14 protein-coding genes are annotated in these 15,883 nt (G+C 61.7%); 9 read left to right on the plus strand and 5 right to left on the minus strand.

From position 1 onward, the window contains the following. The first annotated feature begins 2 nt into the window (after positions 1-2). From mrdA to ACM530_RS13640, 9 genes are all read left to right on the plus strand, one after another. Positions 3-1,901: a penicillin-binding protein 2 gene (gene mrdA / locus ACM530_RS13600; protein WP_416364954.1), complete on the plus strand. Its 1,899-nt coding sequence runs from the start codon at positions 3-5 to the stop codon at positions 1,899-1,901. A 31-nt stretch (positions 1,902-1,932) separates the two neighbouring features. After that, positions 1,933-3,036 carry a rod shape-determining protein RodA gene (gene rodA / locus ACM530_RS13605; RefSeq protein ID WP_057703348.1) on the plus strand — a complete coding sequence of 368 codons (1,104 nt, stop codon included), beginning with the start codon at positions 1,933-1,935 and terminating at the stop codon, positions 3,034-3,036. 17 nt (positions 3,037-3,053) lie between these two features. Further along, on the plus strand, positions 3,054-4,064 hold the full coding sequence (mltB, locus tag ACM530_RS13610) for a lytic murein transglycosylase B (RefSeq protein ID WP_416364955.1): 1,011 nt from the start codon (positions 3,054-3,056) through the stop codon (positions 4,062-4,064). Further along, a complete protein-coding gene (locus ACM530_RS13615) occupies positions 4,064-5,074 on the plus strand; it encodes a septal ring lytic transglycosylase RlpA family protein (RefSeq protein ID WP_145162474.1) in 1,011 nt (336 codons plus the stop codon). The genes mltB and ACM530_RS13615 overlap by 1 nt, the downstream gene beginning before the upstream one ends. Positions 5,075-5,252: 178 nt before the next feature. After that, positions 5,253-6,410 (plus strand): D-alanyl-D-alanine carboxypeptidase family protein, encoded by a 1,158-nt coding sequence (locus ACM530_RS13620; RefSeq protein WP_106579372.1) that lies wholly within the window; start codon positions 5,253-5,255, stop codon positions 6,408-6,410. An 85-nt stretch (positions 6,411-6,495) separates the two neighbouring features. Next, complete coding sequence (locus ACM530_RS13625) at positions 6,496-6,777, plus strand: DUF493 domain-containing protein (protein WP_017136054.1); 282 nt, start codon at positions 6,496-6,498, stop codon at positions 6,775-6,777. Further along, entirely contained in the window at positions 6,777-7,424 is a 648-nt protein-coding gene (gene lipB / locus ACM530_RS13630; RefSeq protein ID WP_064454278.1) for a lipoyl(octanoyl) transferase LipB, read from the plus strand. The genes ACM530_RS13625 and lipB overlap by 1 nt, the downstream gene beginning before the upstream one ends. A 2-nt stretch (positions 7,425-7,426) precedes the next feature. Next, entirely contained in the window at positions 7,427-8,446 is a 1,020-nt protein-coding gene (gene lipA / locus ACM530_RS13635; protein ID WP_090401916.1) for a lipoyl synthase, read from the plus strand. Positions 8,447-8,625: 179 nt separating this feature from the next. Next, positions 8,626-9,558, plus strand: coding sequence for a S66 peptidase family protein (locus ACM530_RS13640; RefSeq protein ID WP_416364956.1), 933 nt, complete (start codon positions 8,626-8,628; stop codon positions 9,556-9,558). 175 nt (positions 9,559-9,733) lie between these two features. Here the strand turns inward: ACM530_RS13640 and ACM530_RS13645 are convergent, their stop codons facing one another. The 5 genes from ACM530_RS13645 to leuS all read right to left on the minus strand — a co-directional run bounded on the left by ACM530_RS13645 (position 9,734) and on the right by leuS (position 15,881). Continuing rightward, positions 9,734-11,059, minus strand: a complete 1,326-nt coding sequence (locus ACM530_RS13645; RefSeq protein ID WP_145162466.1) for a lytic murein transglycosylase — start codon at positions 11,057-11,059, stop codon at positions 9,734-9,736. A gap of 61 nt (positions 11,060-11,120) precedes the next feature. Further along, entirely contained in the window at positions 11,121-11,285 is a 165-nt protein-coding gene (arfA, locus tag ACM530_RS13650) for an alternative ribosome rescue factor ArfA (RefSeq protein WP_003176285.1), read from the minus strand. Positions 11,286-11,503: 218 nt separating this feature from the next. Continuing rightward, on the minus strand, positions 11,504-12,541 hold the full coding sequence (gene holA, locus ACM530_RS13655; protein ID WP_145162463.1) for a DNA polymerase III subunit delta: 1,038 nt from the start codon (positions 12,539-12,541) through the stop codon (positions 11,504-11,506). A gap of 39 nt (positions 12,542-12,580) precedes the next feature. Further along, positions 12,581-13,186: an LPS assembly lipoprotein LptE gene (gene lptE / locus ACM530_RS13660; RefSeq protein WP_145162460.1), complete on the minus strand. Its 606-nt coding sequence runs from the start codon at positions 13,184-13,186 to the stop codon at positions 12,581-12,583. Between the two features lie 88 nt (positions 13,187-13,274). After that, positions 13,275-15,881 carry a leucine--tRNA ligase gene (gene leuS, locus ACM530_RS13665; RefSeq protein WP_145162457.1) on the minus strand — a complete coding sequence of 869 codons (2,607 nt, stop codon included), beginning with the start codon at positions 15,879-15,881 and terminating at the stop codon, positions 13,275-13,277. Positions 15,882-15,883: the final 2 nt, after the last annotated feature.

The following is a 15,883-nucleotide window of genomic DNA, read 5'->3' on the forward strand; positions in this document are numbered from 1 at the left end:
CGATGACCCAGCCGATCCGCATCAAGGACCACGAGAAAGACGCACGTCTGGTACGCGCGCGGGTCGTGTTCGGCGCCTTTCTGGTGGTGGGGCTGATCGGTGTGCTGATTGCGCGCCTGTATTTCCTGCAGGTGATCCAGTACGACTATCACTCCACGCTGTCGGAAAATAACCGGGTGCATGTGCAGCCGATTCCGCCGACCCGTGGGCTGATTTTCGACCGTAATGGCGTGGTGGTGGCCGATAACCGGCCCAGCTTCAGCCTGAGCATGACCCGCGAGCGTTCCGGCGACTGGCAGCAAGTCCTCGACGTGATCGTCGAGGTGCTGCAGCTGACGCCGGAAGACCGGGTGATCTTCGAAAAACGCATGAAGCAGGGGCGCCGGCCATTCGAGCCGGTGCCGATCCTGTTCGAGCTGACCGAAGAGCAGATCGCGCGAATCGCCGTGAACCAGTTCCGCCTGCCCGGTGTGGAAGTGGTGGCGCAGTTGGTGCGGCATTACCCGCAAGGGCCGCACTTTGCCCACTCCGTCGGTTACATGGGGCGCATCAACGAGAAAGAGCTGAAAAGCCTCGATCCGGTGAATTACAGCGGCACCCACCATATTGGCAAAACCGGCATCGAGCGTTTCTACGAGCCGCAGCTGCATGGCCAGGTGGGTTACGAGGAAGTCGAGACCAACGCCCGCGGCCGCGTGCTGCGCGTGCTCAAGCGCACCGACCCGGTGCCGGGCAAAGACATTGTGTTGAGCCTGGACATCAAGTTGCAGGAAGCGGCCGAAATGGCCCTGGGTGGCCGGCGTGGCGCGGTGGTGGCACTGGACCCGAGAACCGGCGAAGTGCTGGCGATGGTCAGTCAGCCAAGCTTCGACCCCAACCTGTTCGTCACCGGGATCAGCTTCAAGGCCTACGCCGAGCTGCGTGATTCCATCGACCGGCCGCTGTTCAACCGCGTGCTGCGCGGGCTGTATCCGCCGGGCTCGACCATCAAACCGGCGGTGGCGATTGCCGGCCTGGATTCGGGCGTGGTCACCGCGTCAAGCCGTGTGTTCGACCCGGGCTACTACATGCTGCCCAACTACGATCACAAATACCGTAACTGGAACCGCACCGGTGACGGCTATGTCGACCTGGACACCGCGATCATGCGCTCCAACGACACCTATTTTTACGACCTGGCCCACAAGCTGGGCATCGACCGGCTGTCTGCCTACATGGGCAAGTTCGGCCTGGGTCAGAAAGTCTCCCTGGACATGTTCGAAGAATCCCCCGGCCTGATGCCGTCGCGGGAGTGGAAACGCGCAACCCGTCGCCAGGCCTGGTTCCCGGGCGAAACCCTGATTCTTGGTATCGGCCAGGGCTACATGCAGGCAACGCCTTTGCAGCTGGCGCAGGCCACGGCGCTGGTTGCCAACAAAGGCATCTGGAACCGTCCGCACCTGGCCAAGACCATCGAAGGCGAGAAGCCTGTGGATGAAAACCCGATTCCCGACATCGTGCTGCGTGACCCGTCCGACTGGACCAAGGTCAACCACGGCATGCAGCAAGTGATGCACGGCGCCCGGGGCACCGCGCGCAAAGCGGCGGCCGGCGCGCAATACCGCATCGCCGGCAAGAGTGGTACTGCGCAGGTGGTCGCGATCAAGCAGGGCGAGAAATACGACCGCTCCAAGGTTCAGGAACGCCACCGCGACCACGCCTTGTTCGTCGGTTTTGCCCCGGCAGACGACCCGAAAATCGTCGTGGCGGTGATGGTCGAAAACGGCGAGTCCGGCTCCGGCGTGGCTGCGCCCGTGGTGCGCCAGATCATGGACGCCTGGCTGTTGGCCGACGACGGCCGGCTCAAGCCCGAATATGGCGGCCCCCCTTCAAGCACCGAGGTTACGGCCCGTGAAGAGTAATTTTGACCGCATCCTCTCCAGCGAGGATGTGATGCGTCGCCGCGCGACGTTATTGCAGCGCATGCACATTGATGGCCCGTTGCTGATCCTGCTACTGACCTTGGCGGCCGGCAGCCTGTTCGTGCTGTATTCGGCCAGCGGCAAGAACTGGGACCTGCTGATCAAGCAGGCGTCGTCGTTCGGCCTGGGCCTGTTGTCGATGGTGGTGATCGCCCAGCTCGAACCGCGTTTCATGGCGCGCTGGGTGCCGCTTGGTTATGTCGCTGGCGTATTGCTGCTGGTGGTGGTGGACGTGATGGGCCACAACGCCATGGGCGCGACGCGCTGGATCAACATTCCAGGGGTGATTCGCTTCCAGCCGTCGGAATTCATGAAGATTTTGATGCCGGCAACCATCGCCTGGTATTTGTCCAAGCGCACCTTGCCGCCGCAGCTCAAGCACGTGGGCATCAGCCTGATCTTGATTGGCGTGCCGTTCATCCTGATCGTGCGCCAGCCCGACCTCGGCACTTCGCTGCTGATCCTCGCGGGTGGCGCGTTCGTGCTGTTTATGGGCGGCTTGCGCTGGCGCTGGATCCTCAGCGTGCTGGCGGCCGCCATCCCCGTGGCCGTGGCCATGTGGTTCTTCTTTATGCACGACTACCAGAAGCAGCGGATCCTGACGTTCCTCGACCCGGAGAGTGACCCTCTGGGCACTGGCTGGAACATCATCCAGTCCAAGGCCGCCATCGGTTCCGGCGGAGTATTTGGTAAGGGCTGGTTACTGGGCACGCAGTCGCACCTGGACTTTTTGCCCGAAAGCCACACCGACTTCATCATTGCCGTGATGGGCGAAGAGTTCGGCCTGGTAGGCATTTGCGCGCTATTGCTGATTTATTTGCTGTTGATTGGTCGCGGTTTGGTGATCACTGCACAGGCGCAGACGCTGTTCGGCAAACTGCTCGCCGGCAGCCTGACCATGACTTTTTTTGTTTACGTTTTCGTCAACATCGGTATGGTCAGTGGCCTGCTGCCGGTGGTTGGGGTGCCGTTGCCGTTCATTAGCTACGGCGGAACTTCGCTGGTGACATTGCTGTCAGCGTTTGGGGTTTTGATGTCGATTCACACGCATCGCAAGTGGATCGCACAGGTTTGAATAAGGTGAAGATGTCAATGCAAGTAATGCGCGGCTGGGCGACTCGGCATGCGTCCTGGATGAGCCTGATTGGGCTGCTGGGCGCGACGCAAGAGGCGCAGGCCGGTGACTACGATGGCTCACCCCAGGTCGCCGAATTTGTCGGTGAAATGACCCGCGACTACGGTTTCGCCGGTGAACAGCTGATGGGCGTGTTCCGCGAAGCCCAGCGCAAGCAGGCGATCCTCGATGCGATCTCGCGTCCCGCCGAGCGCGTGAAACAGTGGAAAGAATACCGCCCGATGTTCCTCACCGACGCCCGTGTGGCGCGGGGTGTGGACTTCTGGCGCCAGCATGAAGCCGTGCTGGCCCGCGCCGAGCAGGAATACGGCGTGCCGGCCCAGGTTATCGTCGCGATCATCGGCATTGAAACCTTTTACGGGCGCAATACCGGCAATTACCGGGTGATCGACGCCTTATCGACCCTGGGCTTCGATTACCCGCCGCGCGCCGAGTTCTTTCGCAAGGAGCTGCGCGAATTCCTGCTGCTGGCCCGCGAAGAACAAGTCGATCCGCTGACCCTCAAGGGCTCCTACGCCGGTGCGATGGGCCTGCCGCAGTTCATGCCGAGCAGCTTCCGTGCTTACGCGGTGGATTTCGACGGCGACGGCCACATCAATATCTGGAGCAATCCGGATGACGCCATTGGCAGCGTGGCCAGCTACTTCAAGCGCCATGGCTGGGTGTCCGGCGAGCCGGTGGTGATCCGGGCCGATGTTACCGGGGAGCGCGCCGACGAAGGTTTGACCCAGGGAATCGAGCCGGTCAAGACCGTCGGGGAGTTGCGAGCCCTGGGCTGGTCGAGTCAGAATGCGCCACGCGATGATATGCCGGTGACGGCGTTCCGCCTGGAAGGCGAAAACGGCCCGGAATACTGGATGGGCCTGAAGAATTTTTACGCAATCACGCGTTATAACCGCAGTGTGATGTACGCCATGGCCGTGCATCAGCTGTCAGACATGCTGGTCCAAGCACGGGGCAACAAGTAATGCGGGCATCGCCGTTCAATAAACCGCTCAAGCTGGTGGCGTTTGCCGCGTTGTCCTTGCTGGTTGTCAGTTGCTCTTCCACCACCACCAAAAGCCGCGCGCCGGCCCAGAAGAGCGGTGGCGGTATCGTCCGCGCCCAGCCGGGCCTGGACATCAACCGCGCGCACAAAGACGGCGCGCCGTGGTGGGATGTCGACGTGTCGAAAATCCCGGATGCCACGCCGACCCTGCACACCGGGCCTTACAAGGCCAACCCGTATACCGTGTTGGGCAAGAATTACTTCCCGCTGCAGGATTCCAAGACCTACGTCCAATCGGGCACGGCGTCCTGGTACGGCACCAAGTTCCATGGCCAGAACACCGCCAACGGCGAAGTGTATGACCTGTACGGCATGAGCGCGGCCCACAAGACCCTGCCGCTGCCCAGCTACGTACGCGTGACCAACCTGGACAACAACCGCACGGTGATCCTGCGGGTCAACGACCGTGGGCCGTTCTATTCGGACCGGATCATCGACTTGTCCTACGCCGCCGCGAAGAAACTCGGTTACGCCGAAATCGGCACCGCGCGCGTCAAAGTCGAAGGCATCGACCCGGCGCAGTACTGGGCCCAGCGTGGCAAACCAGCGCCGTTGATGCTCAACGAGCCGCAAACGCCACAGCCGCAAGTGACCGCGTCAACCGGCAAGATCGAACAGTGGACACCGCCACCAGCGCAGCACGCACCGGACACGGTGGTCGTGCCGCACGCAGCACCGGGCGCTTCCACGGTGGGCGGTCAGTACCTGCAGGTCGGCGCTTTCGCCAACCCGGATGCGGCAGAACTGTTAAGGTCCAAGCTGAGCAGCATGGTCAATGCGCCGGTTTTCATCAGCTCCATCGTGCGTAACCAGCAGACCCTGCACCGTGTGCGCATGGGGCCAATTGGTTCGCCAAGTGAAGTGGCGCAAGTACAGAACAGCGTGCGCCTGGCTAACCTGGGGCAACCCAGCGTGGTCACCGCCGAATAAGAAAGATTGATGGCTCAGGCGCGTGCGCGGGTCTGGGCCCTGGTTGTTGGCTCGTTGAACAATAAAAACCCAGGGGCAAGGGGTGAGCGGGCAACCGAACACGTGACAGTCTGGCAGCGGGCTGTCTGAATAGTTTTGCCCGCGAGGGCAAGTTTCCATAAGCAATTTCGAGAGACGGATGAACATCACCACCTTAGCCAAACGCACGTGCCTGCTTCTTTCGCTGATCATCACCCCGGCCGCCTGGGCGGTTGAAATGGTGCCGGCTTCCCCGCAACTGGCCGCCAAGGCCTGGGTCCTCATGGATGCCGCCAGCGGCAACGTGCTGGTCGAGAACAACGGTGACCAGCGCCTGCCACCCGCGAGCCTGACCAAGCTGATGACGGCGTACATCGCGACCCTGGAAATCCGTCGCGGCCAGATCGGCGAAAACGACCCGGTTACCGTCAGCGAAAACGCCTGGCGTACCGGCGGTTCGCGGATGTTCATCAAGGTGGGTTCGCAGGTGACTGTCAGCGACCTGCTGCACGGCATCATCATCCAGTCCGGTAACGACGCCAGCGTGGCCTTGTCCGAGCACATCGCCGGCAGCGAAGACGCCTTTGCCGACATGATGAACAAGACGGCCGGCGACCTGGGCATGACCAACAGCCACTTCATGAACCCGACCGGTCTGCCGAACCCGGAGCACTACTCGTCGGCTCACGACATGGCGCTGCTGGCACGCGCGATCATCCGCGTCGACCCGGTGCACTACGCGATCTACTCCCAGAAGGAGTTCTTCTGGAACAACATCAAGCAGCCTAACCGCAACCTGCTGCTGTGGCGCGACAAGACTGTCGATGGCCTGAAAACCGGCCACACCGACGAAGCCGGCTACTGCATGGTGTCGTCTGCTGTACGTGACGGCCAGCGCCTGATCGCCGTGGTCTTCGGTACTAACAGCGAGCAGGCCCGTGCGGCCGAGACGCAAAAGCTGCTGACCTACGGTTTCCGCTTCTTCGAAACCCAGACCTTCTACCAGAAGGGTGCTGAGCTGGCTCAAGCCCCGGTATGGAAAGGCGCTACCCACCAAGTCAAAGCCGGCCTGGCTGATGACCTGACGTTGACCATGCCTAAAGGCCAGCTGAAAAAGCTCGCTGCCAGCATGACCATGAACCCGCAATTGGTTGCGCCAATCGCCAAGGGTGACGTTATCGGTAAAGTCGAAGTGAAGCTGGACGACAAGGTGGTGCACAGCGCCGACCTGATCGCGCTGGACGCCGTCGACGAAGGTGGTATCTTCCGCCGCGTGTGGGATAGCATCCGTCTATTCTTCTACAGCTTGTTCAACTGATAAGTGTGCACCTGCAAAGCCCCGCGTCGACCTGACGCGGGGCTTTGCCCGTCGCCACGGCTTACGCTTACGAGGCCGTTACGCCATGACCGATAAAGAAGTAGAAGTAAAGGCGCCAAAGATCGAATTCCCTAACGTGGACTATCCCGTCAAGGTGATCAGCGATACGGGTGTGGGCAACAAAGACAAGATTCTGGAGATCGTGCGTAAACACGCGACGATCAACGACAACCGTGTGGACGAGCGTTTGAGCTCCAACGGCAAGTACACCACGATCCAGTTGCACATCGTTGCGACCGGTCAAGACCAGCTCTACGACATCAACAGCGAACTGCGGGCCACCGGCTTCGTGCACATGGTGCTGTGATGTCTCAGGTCCTGGGCTTTCGCGAGCTCGGCCAGATGGCCTACGAGCCGGTCTGGCATGCCATGCAGCGCTTCACCAACGAGCGCGGCAGCTCGGCCCCGGATGAAATCTGGCTGGTGGAACACCCGCCGGTATTCACCCAGGGCCAGGCTGGCAAGGCCGAGCATCTGCTGCTGCCGGGGGATATTCCGGTGGTGCAGGTCGACCGAGGTGGTCAAGTGACTTACCATGGGCCGGGTCAGCTTGTTGCTTATCTCTTGCTGGACGTGCGCAAGTTGGGTTTTGGCGTACGTGACCTGGTGAGCCGCATGGAAGCTTGCCTGATCGAGCTGTTGGCCAGTTACGGCGTGAGCGCCGCGGCCAAGCCCGATGCACCCGGTGTGTATGTGGACGGCGCGAAAATCGCCTCCCTCGGTTTACGGATTCGTCACGGTTGTTCCTTTCATGGCCTGGCCCTGAACGTGGACATGGACCTGGCGCCATTCCGGCGCATCAACCCGTGCGGTTATGCAGGGTTGGCGATGACGCAACTGAGCGATCACGCCACACCGATTAAATTTGCCGAGGTAAGTGCCCGGCTGCGTGCGCAGCTCGTCAAACACCTCGACTATGCTGAGCAGACGACCCTTACGGGCGGAATCGACTGATTATGACTACTGATGCAGTGCAAACCATGATCCCGACGCTGGACATCACCGAGCGTCCGGCCCCGCGTGCCAAGGTGGAAGCCGGCGTCAAGCTGCGCGGCGCCGAGAAGGTTGCACGCATCCCGGTCAAGATCATCCCGACCACCGAACTGCCGAAAAAACCTGACTGGATCCGCGTGCGCATCCCGGTTTCGCCGGAAGTCGACCGTATCAAGGCCCTGCTGCGCAAACACAAGCTGCACAGCGTGTGCGAAGAGGCGTCCTGCCCGAACCTGGGCGAATGCTTCTCCGGCGGCACCGCCACCTTCATGATCATGGGTGACATCTGTACCCGTCGTTGCCCGTTCTGCGACGTTGGCCACGGCCGGCCGAAGCCTCTGGACGTCAACGAGCCGGAAAGCCTGGCCATCGCCATCGCCGACCTGAAACTCAAATACGTGGTAATCACCTCGGTAGACCGCGACGACCTGCGTGACGGCGGTGCCCAGCACTTTGCCGACTGCATTCGCGAGATCCGCAAGTTGTCGCCGAACGTGATGCTCGAAACCCTGGTGCCGGACTACCGTGGCCGTATGGACGTCGCGCTGGAAATCACCGCGGCCGAGCCACCGGATGTGTTCAACCACAACCTGGAAACCGTGCCACGCCTGTACAAGGCCGCGCGTCCAGGCTCGGACTACCAGTGGTCGCTGACCCTGCTGCAGAAATTCAAGCAGATGATGCCGCACATCCCGACCAAATCCGGCCTGATGCTGGGCCTGGGCGAGACCGACGAAGAAGTGATCGAAGTCATGAAGCGCATGCGCGAACACGACATCGACATGCTGACCCTCGGCCAGTACCTGCAGCCGTCGCGCAGCCATTTGCCGGTGCAGCGCTTCGTGCACCCGGACACCTTCGCCTGGTTCGCCGAGGAAGGTTACAAAATGGGCTTCAAGAACGTGGCGTCCGGCCCGCTGGTGCGTTCCTCGTACCACGCTGACGAGCAGGCCAAGCTGGTCAAGGCCAGCCTGGTTTCGTAATAACGATGTGCGCAACACCGCAGATCCAATGTGGGAGCGGGCTTATGTAGGAGTGGGCTTGCCCGCGATAGCATCGCCTCGGTTTGACTGAAAACCGAGGTGTTTGCGTCGCAGGCAAGCCCGCTCCCACAGGGGCCGGCTCCCACATTTCGTTTCGCGTCATACAGGGAGACCCATGGATGACAACTCAACTTGCGGCCGCGGTACCTGCACTTCGCCCTGAAGGCATCATCGGCCTGATCGCCCCGGCCGGCCCTGCTGCCCTCGACGTTGAAAAAGCCGGGCAATGGATGCGCGCCCGTGGCCATGAGCTGCGGATTTTCCCGGGTGTATACGAACGCGACGGTTACCTCGCAGGCAGCGATGACGTGCGCCTGCGTGACCTTCATGCTGCTTTCGCCGACCCCGACATCGATGCCATCTTCTGCCTGCGCGGCGGCTACGGCACGCCACGCTTGCTGGATCGCCTGGATTACGACCTGCTGCGCGCCAACCCCAAGCCGTTCGTGGGTTACAGCGACATCACCGCGTTGCACCTGGCGATCAGCCGCTACGCGGGCTTCGTGACTTTCCACGGGCCGATGCTCAACGCCGATTTGCTGGGCGACAAGCAACAGCCCACGGAGTCATCGCTGTTCAGCATGCTGCGCGGCCAGCTTGGCGCCGGCAGTGTAGTGGCGCACCCGGTGGCCTACCCATTGACCACCCTTGAGCCGGGTATTGCCCGTGGACGCTTGCTGGGTGGCAACCTGTCGATGATCGCGGCGGTGATGGGCACGGCTTATGAGATTGACGCTGAAGGCATCATTTTGCTGATCGAAGACGTCAACGAGCCGATCTACCGTATCGACCGCCTGCTGACTCACCTGCGCCTGGCGGGCAAGCTGGAGCAGATTGCCGGTGTGCTGGTGGGCGATGTGGCGGGTGTGGATAAAGCAGCGCTGGAGCGACTGCTGAAGCAGACCTTTGCACCTTTGTGCATTCCGGTGTTGTCCGGCTGGCGCAGTGGGCACTGCGACCCGAACCTGACGCTGCCGATGGGCGCATTGGTACGGCTGGATGCGGGGGCGCAGCGGGTGGTGTTGGAGCAGGATGTAGTGTTCAAGCCCTGACGTGGTGATAAAACCACCGCACGGGCCTTTTTTGTGGCGAGCGGGCTTGCCCCGCGTCGGGCTGCGCAGCAGCCCCAAAACCAGCCACTCAGGCGCAGCTGATACACCGTATTCTGCGTGATCAGGGCCGCTTCGCGGCCCAACGCGGGCAAGCCCGCTCGCCACCATTGCAGGTCTATCGGCTCTGCAACGATTCCAGCAACTTCACCGTCGGATACCCATCCGCCGGCCAGCCCAACGACTGCTGCGCTGCGCGGATCGCCTTGCGCGTGTTGGCGCCGATGATGCCGTCTGCATTGCCCGCGTCATACCCTTTGGCGCTCAGCACTGTCTGCAAATCGATGCGCTGGGAGCGGCTCAGTGGCAGCTCATCTTTGGGCCAATCGCCACGAATCACACCACCGCCGCCAAACCGTTCCGACAGCAGGCCAACCGCCAGCGCGTAGGACGACGAGTTGTTGTACTTGAGGATGGCGCGGAAGTTGTCCAGCACCAGAAACGCCGGGCCACGGTAGCCTGCCGGCAGCAACAGGGCGGCGGACAGTTGGTCGACGTTGGGCGGCATGCTCGCGCCAGGTGGCAACTGGATACCGAGTTTCAGCCACTCGGCAACGGTCTTGCGCACGCCGCCGTCTGCCAGGGCGTAATCAAAGTTGGCCGGCAGCTGTTGCACCTCAAAGCCCCACGGCTGGCCTTTTTGCCAGCCAGAGCTTTGCAGGTAGTGCGCCGTGGAGGCGAGGGCGTCGGCTGGGCTGTTCCAGATGTCACGGCGACCGTCACCGTCGAAGTCGACCGCGTGGGTGTTGTAGGTGGTCGGGATAAATTGCGTCTGGCCCATCGCGCCGGCCCAGGAGCCTTTCATCTGGTCGGCCTGGATGTCGCCATGCTGGATGATCTGCAGCGCCGCCAGCAGTTGCGCCTGGGCGAATGCCGGGCGACGGCCTTCGTAGGCCAGGGTTGCCAGGGAGCGGATCACCGAATTATTGCCCTGGAACTGGCCAAAATTGCTTTCCATGCCCCACACCGAAACCAGCGCCTGGCGGTCGACGCCATAGCGCTGTTCGATGCTTTGCAGGATGTCGGCGTACTTGATCAGCAACGCTTGGCCATTGCGTACGCGCACCGGCGAGAGGGCGCCGTCGAGGTATTCCCAAACCGGGCGGGAAAATTCCGGTTGGCTGCGGTCAGCGCGAATCACCGCCATGTCGGGGGTGACGCCGGCAAAGGCGTTGTCGAACACCGCGGGCGTGATCCCGGCTTTCAGCGCGTCAACGCGAAAGGCCGCCTGCCATTCGGCAAAGGTCTGGGTCGGTTGGATATCGAGGTTGTCCACGGCCAACGGCGCAACGACGGCGGGCGCGACGGCCGGCACAGTCTGCAGTTTTGGCAGGGGTTGCGCGTCTGCGGCGGTGGGTTTTTCCGCGCAGGCGACAAGCAGAATGAGGCTGGAGGCAGCGATCAATTGGCGAAGGTGCCAACGACGGGAAAGACTAGAGGGCATGCACAGGTCCAGGGATTACAAATCAGGTACAGACCTTATCATGCCGGAGGGGCGCTTGCCTTCAGGCAGCCAGAAAGTAAGAAGCCTCCCAGCTATTAGACTGGAAGGCTTCGCGGCGGTAGCTGCCTTTGCCCTTGCCGGCGCGTTCTTGACGGCTGCGGAACAGTGGCTGGGCGATGATGGATTTGGCCTTGTTGGGGCCATGCTTGGATGGCTTTTTGCTCATGTCGATACTCTCTGTCGGTGGGATGAAGCGGTGCAAATCATCTGCCGAAGTGACGCCGCTGTAAAGCCCGGCGCGGTGTAGGAAAGGTACACGATCAAAATGTGGGAGCGGGCTTGCCCGCGAAGGCGGCGTGTCAGTCACTACAAGTGTCAGCTGAACCACCGCATTCGCGGGCAAGCCCGCTCCCACATGGGATCTGTGATGTTTTTGAGAGAAGGTTATTCGGCGGGCAAGGTCAGGCGCTGGCCGGCCATCAACAGCGACAAACGGCTCAGGCTCATCCACGGCGAACCGGCCGCCTGGCCCTTGATCTGCGCGTCTATTCGTTGCGCTTCCAGCAGCAATTGCGCCCAGCGTTGCGCCGAGTGCCGTTGCAGGGCTTTGCTCATCAGGGGTTTGCGTTTGTCCCAGACCGGTGGCCGCGCCTGGCTGAAGCATTTGTCCAGCGGAGTGCCCTGGCTGTATTGCAGCGAAATATTGGCCAGCACCCGCAACTCACGGGCCAGCGCCCATAGAATCACCGGGGGTTCCACGCCTTCGCCGCGCAGCCCTTCGAGCATGCGCAGGGCGTGGGCGGGTTCACCGTTAAGAATCGCGTCCACCAGCCCGAACACGTCAAAGCGAGCGCTGTCGGCCACTGCGCCTTGCACGGTTTCGACGGTGATTTGCCCGTCTTCGGCCATCAACTTGAGCTTTTCGATCTCCTGGGCGGCAGCAAGCAAGTTGCCTTCGACCCGGGCGGCGATCAGCTCAACAGCGTCTTGCGTCGCTGACAGCCCCGACTGGGACAGGCGCTGACGAATCCACTGCGGCAACTGGTTGCTGTCCACTGGCCAGATCTGGATGAACTGGGTCTGTGGTCCCTCTACCAGCGCCTTGCCCCATTTGGTTTTCTGCGCACTGCCGTCGAGCTTGGGCAAGCTGACCAGCAGCACCGTGTCTTCAGCGGGACGCGAGCAGTATTCCATCAACGCCGCCGCGCCCTTGTCCCCGGGTTTGCCCGAGGGCAGGCGCAATTCCAGCAGGCGTTTTTCGGCGAACAGCGACATGCTCGCACCGGCTTGCAGCAGCGTGCCCCAGTCGAAACTGGCGTCGGCGCTGAAGACCTGGCGTTCATCGAAACCCTGCTGGCGCGCGGCGCTGCGAATAGCGTCTGCGGCTTCCTGGCACAACAGCGGGTCATCACCGCTGACGATATAGACAGGCGCGAGGCCACCTTGCAGGTGTTTGGCGAGTTGGGCGGGGGCGAGCTTCATAGGCGGGGCAAACGGGGCGCCAGGGGCGCCCCGTCTGGCTTACTCGACAGGGACTTCAACAGGCGATTGTTTCGGCGTGTTGTCTTCGTACTCTTTTGCGGCTTTCAGGGCGTCGGCGTCAGCCTTGGCCTTGTTGTCGGCGGTTTGCTGCAGAGCGGCCAGTTTTTCCGGCGTCAGCTGTTGCAGACGTACCATCAGGCGCTGGATCAGCTCACGACGCATTTCCTTGCGAACCTGAATGATCTCCGAGTCCGAACCCACCAGGTTGTTGCCGTCGTGGCTCACAACTTTCTGGACTTCGAGCTTGTCGGCCATCAATGACAGGTGGTCACGGCCTTGTACTTCATAGTTGACGGCCGTATTGAGCTCAACGTCCGACGCGCGGCCGGCGCTGGCGTAGCTCAGGCTACGCTGGGATTCCTGCTCGTCCACCAGGACCAGTTTGTAGGTTGCACCGGTGTAGACGTGCACACCGCTGTTTTCCAGGGTCTGGCGCAGCTGAACCACGGTGTCGCCGTAGGCGTTGCGGGCGCTGACGTCCAGTTCCTTGATGCTCAGTTCATTGGTGCCGGTGCCGCGCAGCTGGAAGCCGCAAGCGCTCAGCAGCACAGCGAGGCCCATCACCAGCAAATTGCGTTTGATCATTTTGTTGCTCCCCTTGAAACCATGTGGGCCTTATCGAGGCCTTAAAGGTTTGGTTCGGCGCAGGGCCCAAGCCCTGCGCCCGATCCGATTAGCTGGCGACGATGTTGACCAGTTTGCCAGGCACTACGATCACTTTGCGGATCGTCAGGCCTTCGGTAAAGCGCAGCACGTTCTCGTTGACCCGTGCAGCCGCCTCGACGTCTTCACGGCTGGCGCTGGCTGGCATATCAATCTGGCCACGCAGTTTGCCGTTGACCTGGATCACCAACTGCAGCGTGTCCTGCACCAGTGCGCTGTCATCCTGTACCGGCCAGCCGGCGTCGATCACTGCGCCACTATGGCCCAAGCGGCTCCACAGATCATGGCTGATGTGCGGCGTGATCGGAGCCAGCAACAGAACGACCGTTTCCAGGCCTTCCTGGACCAGCGCGCGGTCTTGTTCGGTCGCCTGCGGTGCTTTTTCCAGCACGTTCATCAGCGTCATCACCTGAGCGATGGCGGTGTTGAATTTGTGGTTCTGGCCCACGTCCTGGCTGGCCTGGCGAATGGCCAGGTGAGTGCTGCGGCGAATGGCTTTCTGTTCATCGCTCAACGACGCCACGTCCAGCTTGCCCGGCAGGCCCTGGCTGACATGGGCATGTGCCAGGCGCCAGACGCGCTTGAGGAAACGGTGCGAGCCTTCGACGCCGGAGTCGGACCATTCGGCGCTCATGTCGGGCGGCGAGGCGAACATCATGAACAGGCGGCAGGTGTCGGCGCCGAACTGATCGATCATCGACTGTGGGTCGACGCCGTTGTTCTTGGACTTGGCCATCTTCTCGGTGCCGCCGATTTCCACCGGCAGGCCGTCGGATTTCAGCTTGGCGCTGATCACCTTGGCTTTGCTGTCACGCTCAAGCTCTACGTCCGCCGGGTTGAACCAGGTGTAGGCGCCATTGGCTTCGCGGCGATAGTAAGTCTCGGCGATCACCATGCCCTGGGTCAGCAGGTTCTTGAACGGCTCGTCGGAGCTGACCAGGCCTTCGTCGCGCATCAGCTTGTGGAAGAAACGCGCGTACAGCAGGTGAAGAATGGCGTGTTCGATGCCGCCGATGTACTGATCCACCGGCAACCAGTGGTCGGCCGCGGATTTTTCCACCAGGCCGCCTTCATAGTGCGGCGAGGCGTAGCGAGCGTAGTACCACGAGGACTCGACGAAGGTGTCCATGGTGTCGGTTTCACGCTTGGCCGGTGCACCGCATTTCGGGCAGGCGCACTCGTAGAACTCGGGCATGCGCGCCAACGGCGAACCGGCGCCATCGGGCACTACGTCTTCGGGCAGTACCACCGGCAACTGGTCTTCCGGCACCGGCACGTCACCGCAGGTTTGGCAGTGGATGATCGGAATCGGGCAGCCCCAGTAGCGCTGGCGGCTGATGCCCCAGTCGCGCAAGCGGAACTGGGTGCGCGAGGCACCGAGGTTTTTCTTGATCAGTGCCACTTCAATGGCGTCGAAGGCACCCTGGAAATCCAGGCCGTCGAACTCGCCGGAGTTGATCAGTTCGCCGTGCTCGCCGTAGGCGTCTTGCCACGGGGCCGGGTTGGTATCACCCGAGCTGGTACGCACGACCGATTTGATCGGCAGGTCGTACTGGGTGGCGAATTCGAAATCGCGCTCGTCGTGAGCCGGCACGGCCATTACTGCGCCATCGCCGTAGTGCATCAGCACGTAGTTGGCGACCCACACCGGCAGTTTTTCACCGGTCAGCGGGTGCTCGACGAACAGGCCGGTTGGCAGGCCTTTTTTCTCCTGGGTGGCGACGTCGGCTTCGGCCACGCTGCCGCCTTTGCATTCGGCGATGAAAGCCTGCAGCTCTGGGTTGTTCTGTGCAGCCTGGGTGGCCAGCGGGTGTTCAGCGGCCACGGCGACGTAGGTCGCGCCCATCAGGGTGTCTGGGCGGGTGGTGAAGACTTTCAGTGCGCCGGCAACGCCAATGGAATCGACGTTGTACGGGAACTGCACTTCCATGCCCTTGGACTTGCCGATCCAGTTGCGCTGCATGGTCTTGACCTGTTCAGGCCAGCCCGGCAGGTCGTCGAGGCTCGACAAGAGTTCATCCGCGTAGGCGGTGATCTTGAAGTAGTACATCGGGATTTCGCGCTTTTCGATCAGCGCGCCGGAGCGCCAGCCGCGACCGTCGATGACCTGCTCGTTGGCCAGTACGGTCTGGTCGACCGGGTCCCAGTTCACGGTGCCGCTTTTCTTGTAGATCACACCTTTTTCGAACAGGCGGGTGAACAGCCATTGTTCCCAACGGTAGTAATCTGGCTTGCAGGTGGTCACCTCGCGCGACCAGTCCACCGCCAGGCCCAGGCTGCGCAGCTGGGTCTTCATGTAGGCGATGTTTTCGTAGGTCCACTTGGCGGGCGCCACGTTGTTTTTCATCGCGGCGTTTTCCGCCGGCATGCCGAAGGCGTCCCAACCCATGGGTTGCAGAACGTTCTTGCCGAGCATGCGCTGGTAGCGCGAAATCACGTCGCCAATGGTGTAGTTACGCACGTGCCCCATGTGTAGCTTGCCGCTGGGGTAAGGGAACATCGATAGGCAGTAGTAAGTCTCCTTGCCTGGCTGTTCACTGACTTCAAAGGACTTTTGCTCGTCCCAGAAGGTTTGGGCGGCATTTTCTATTTCACGGGGCTGATATTGTTCGTGCATGG

It is taken from the genome of Pseudomonas sp. NFX183 (assembly GCF_047943075.1).
In the GTDB taxonomy this organism is placed as follows: Bacteria; Pseudomonadota; Gammaproteobacteria; order Pseudomonadales; family Pseudomonadaceae; genus Aquipseudomonas.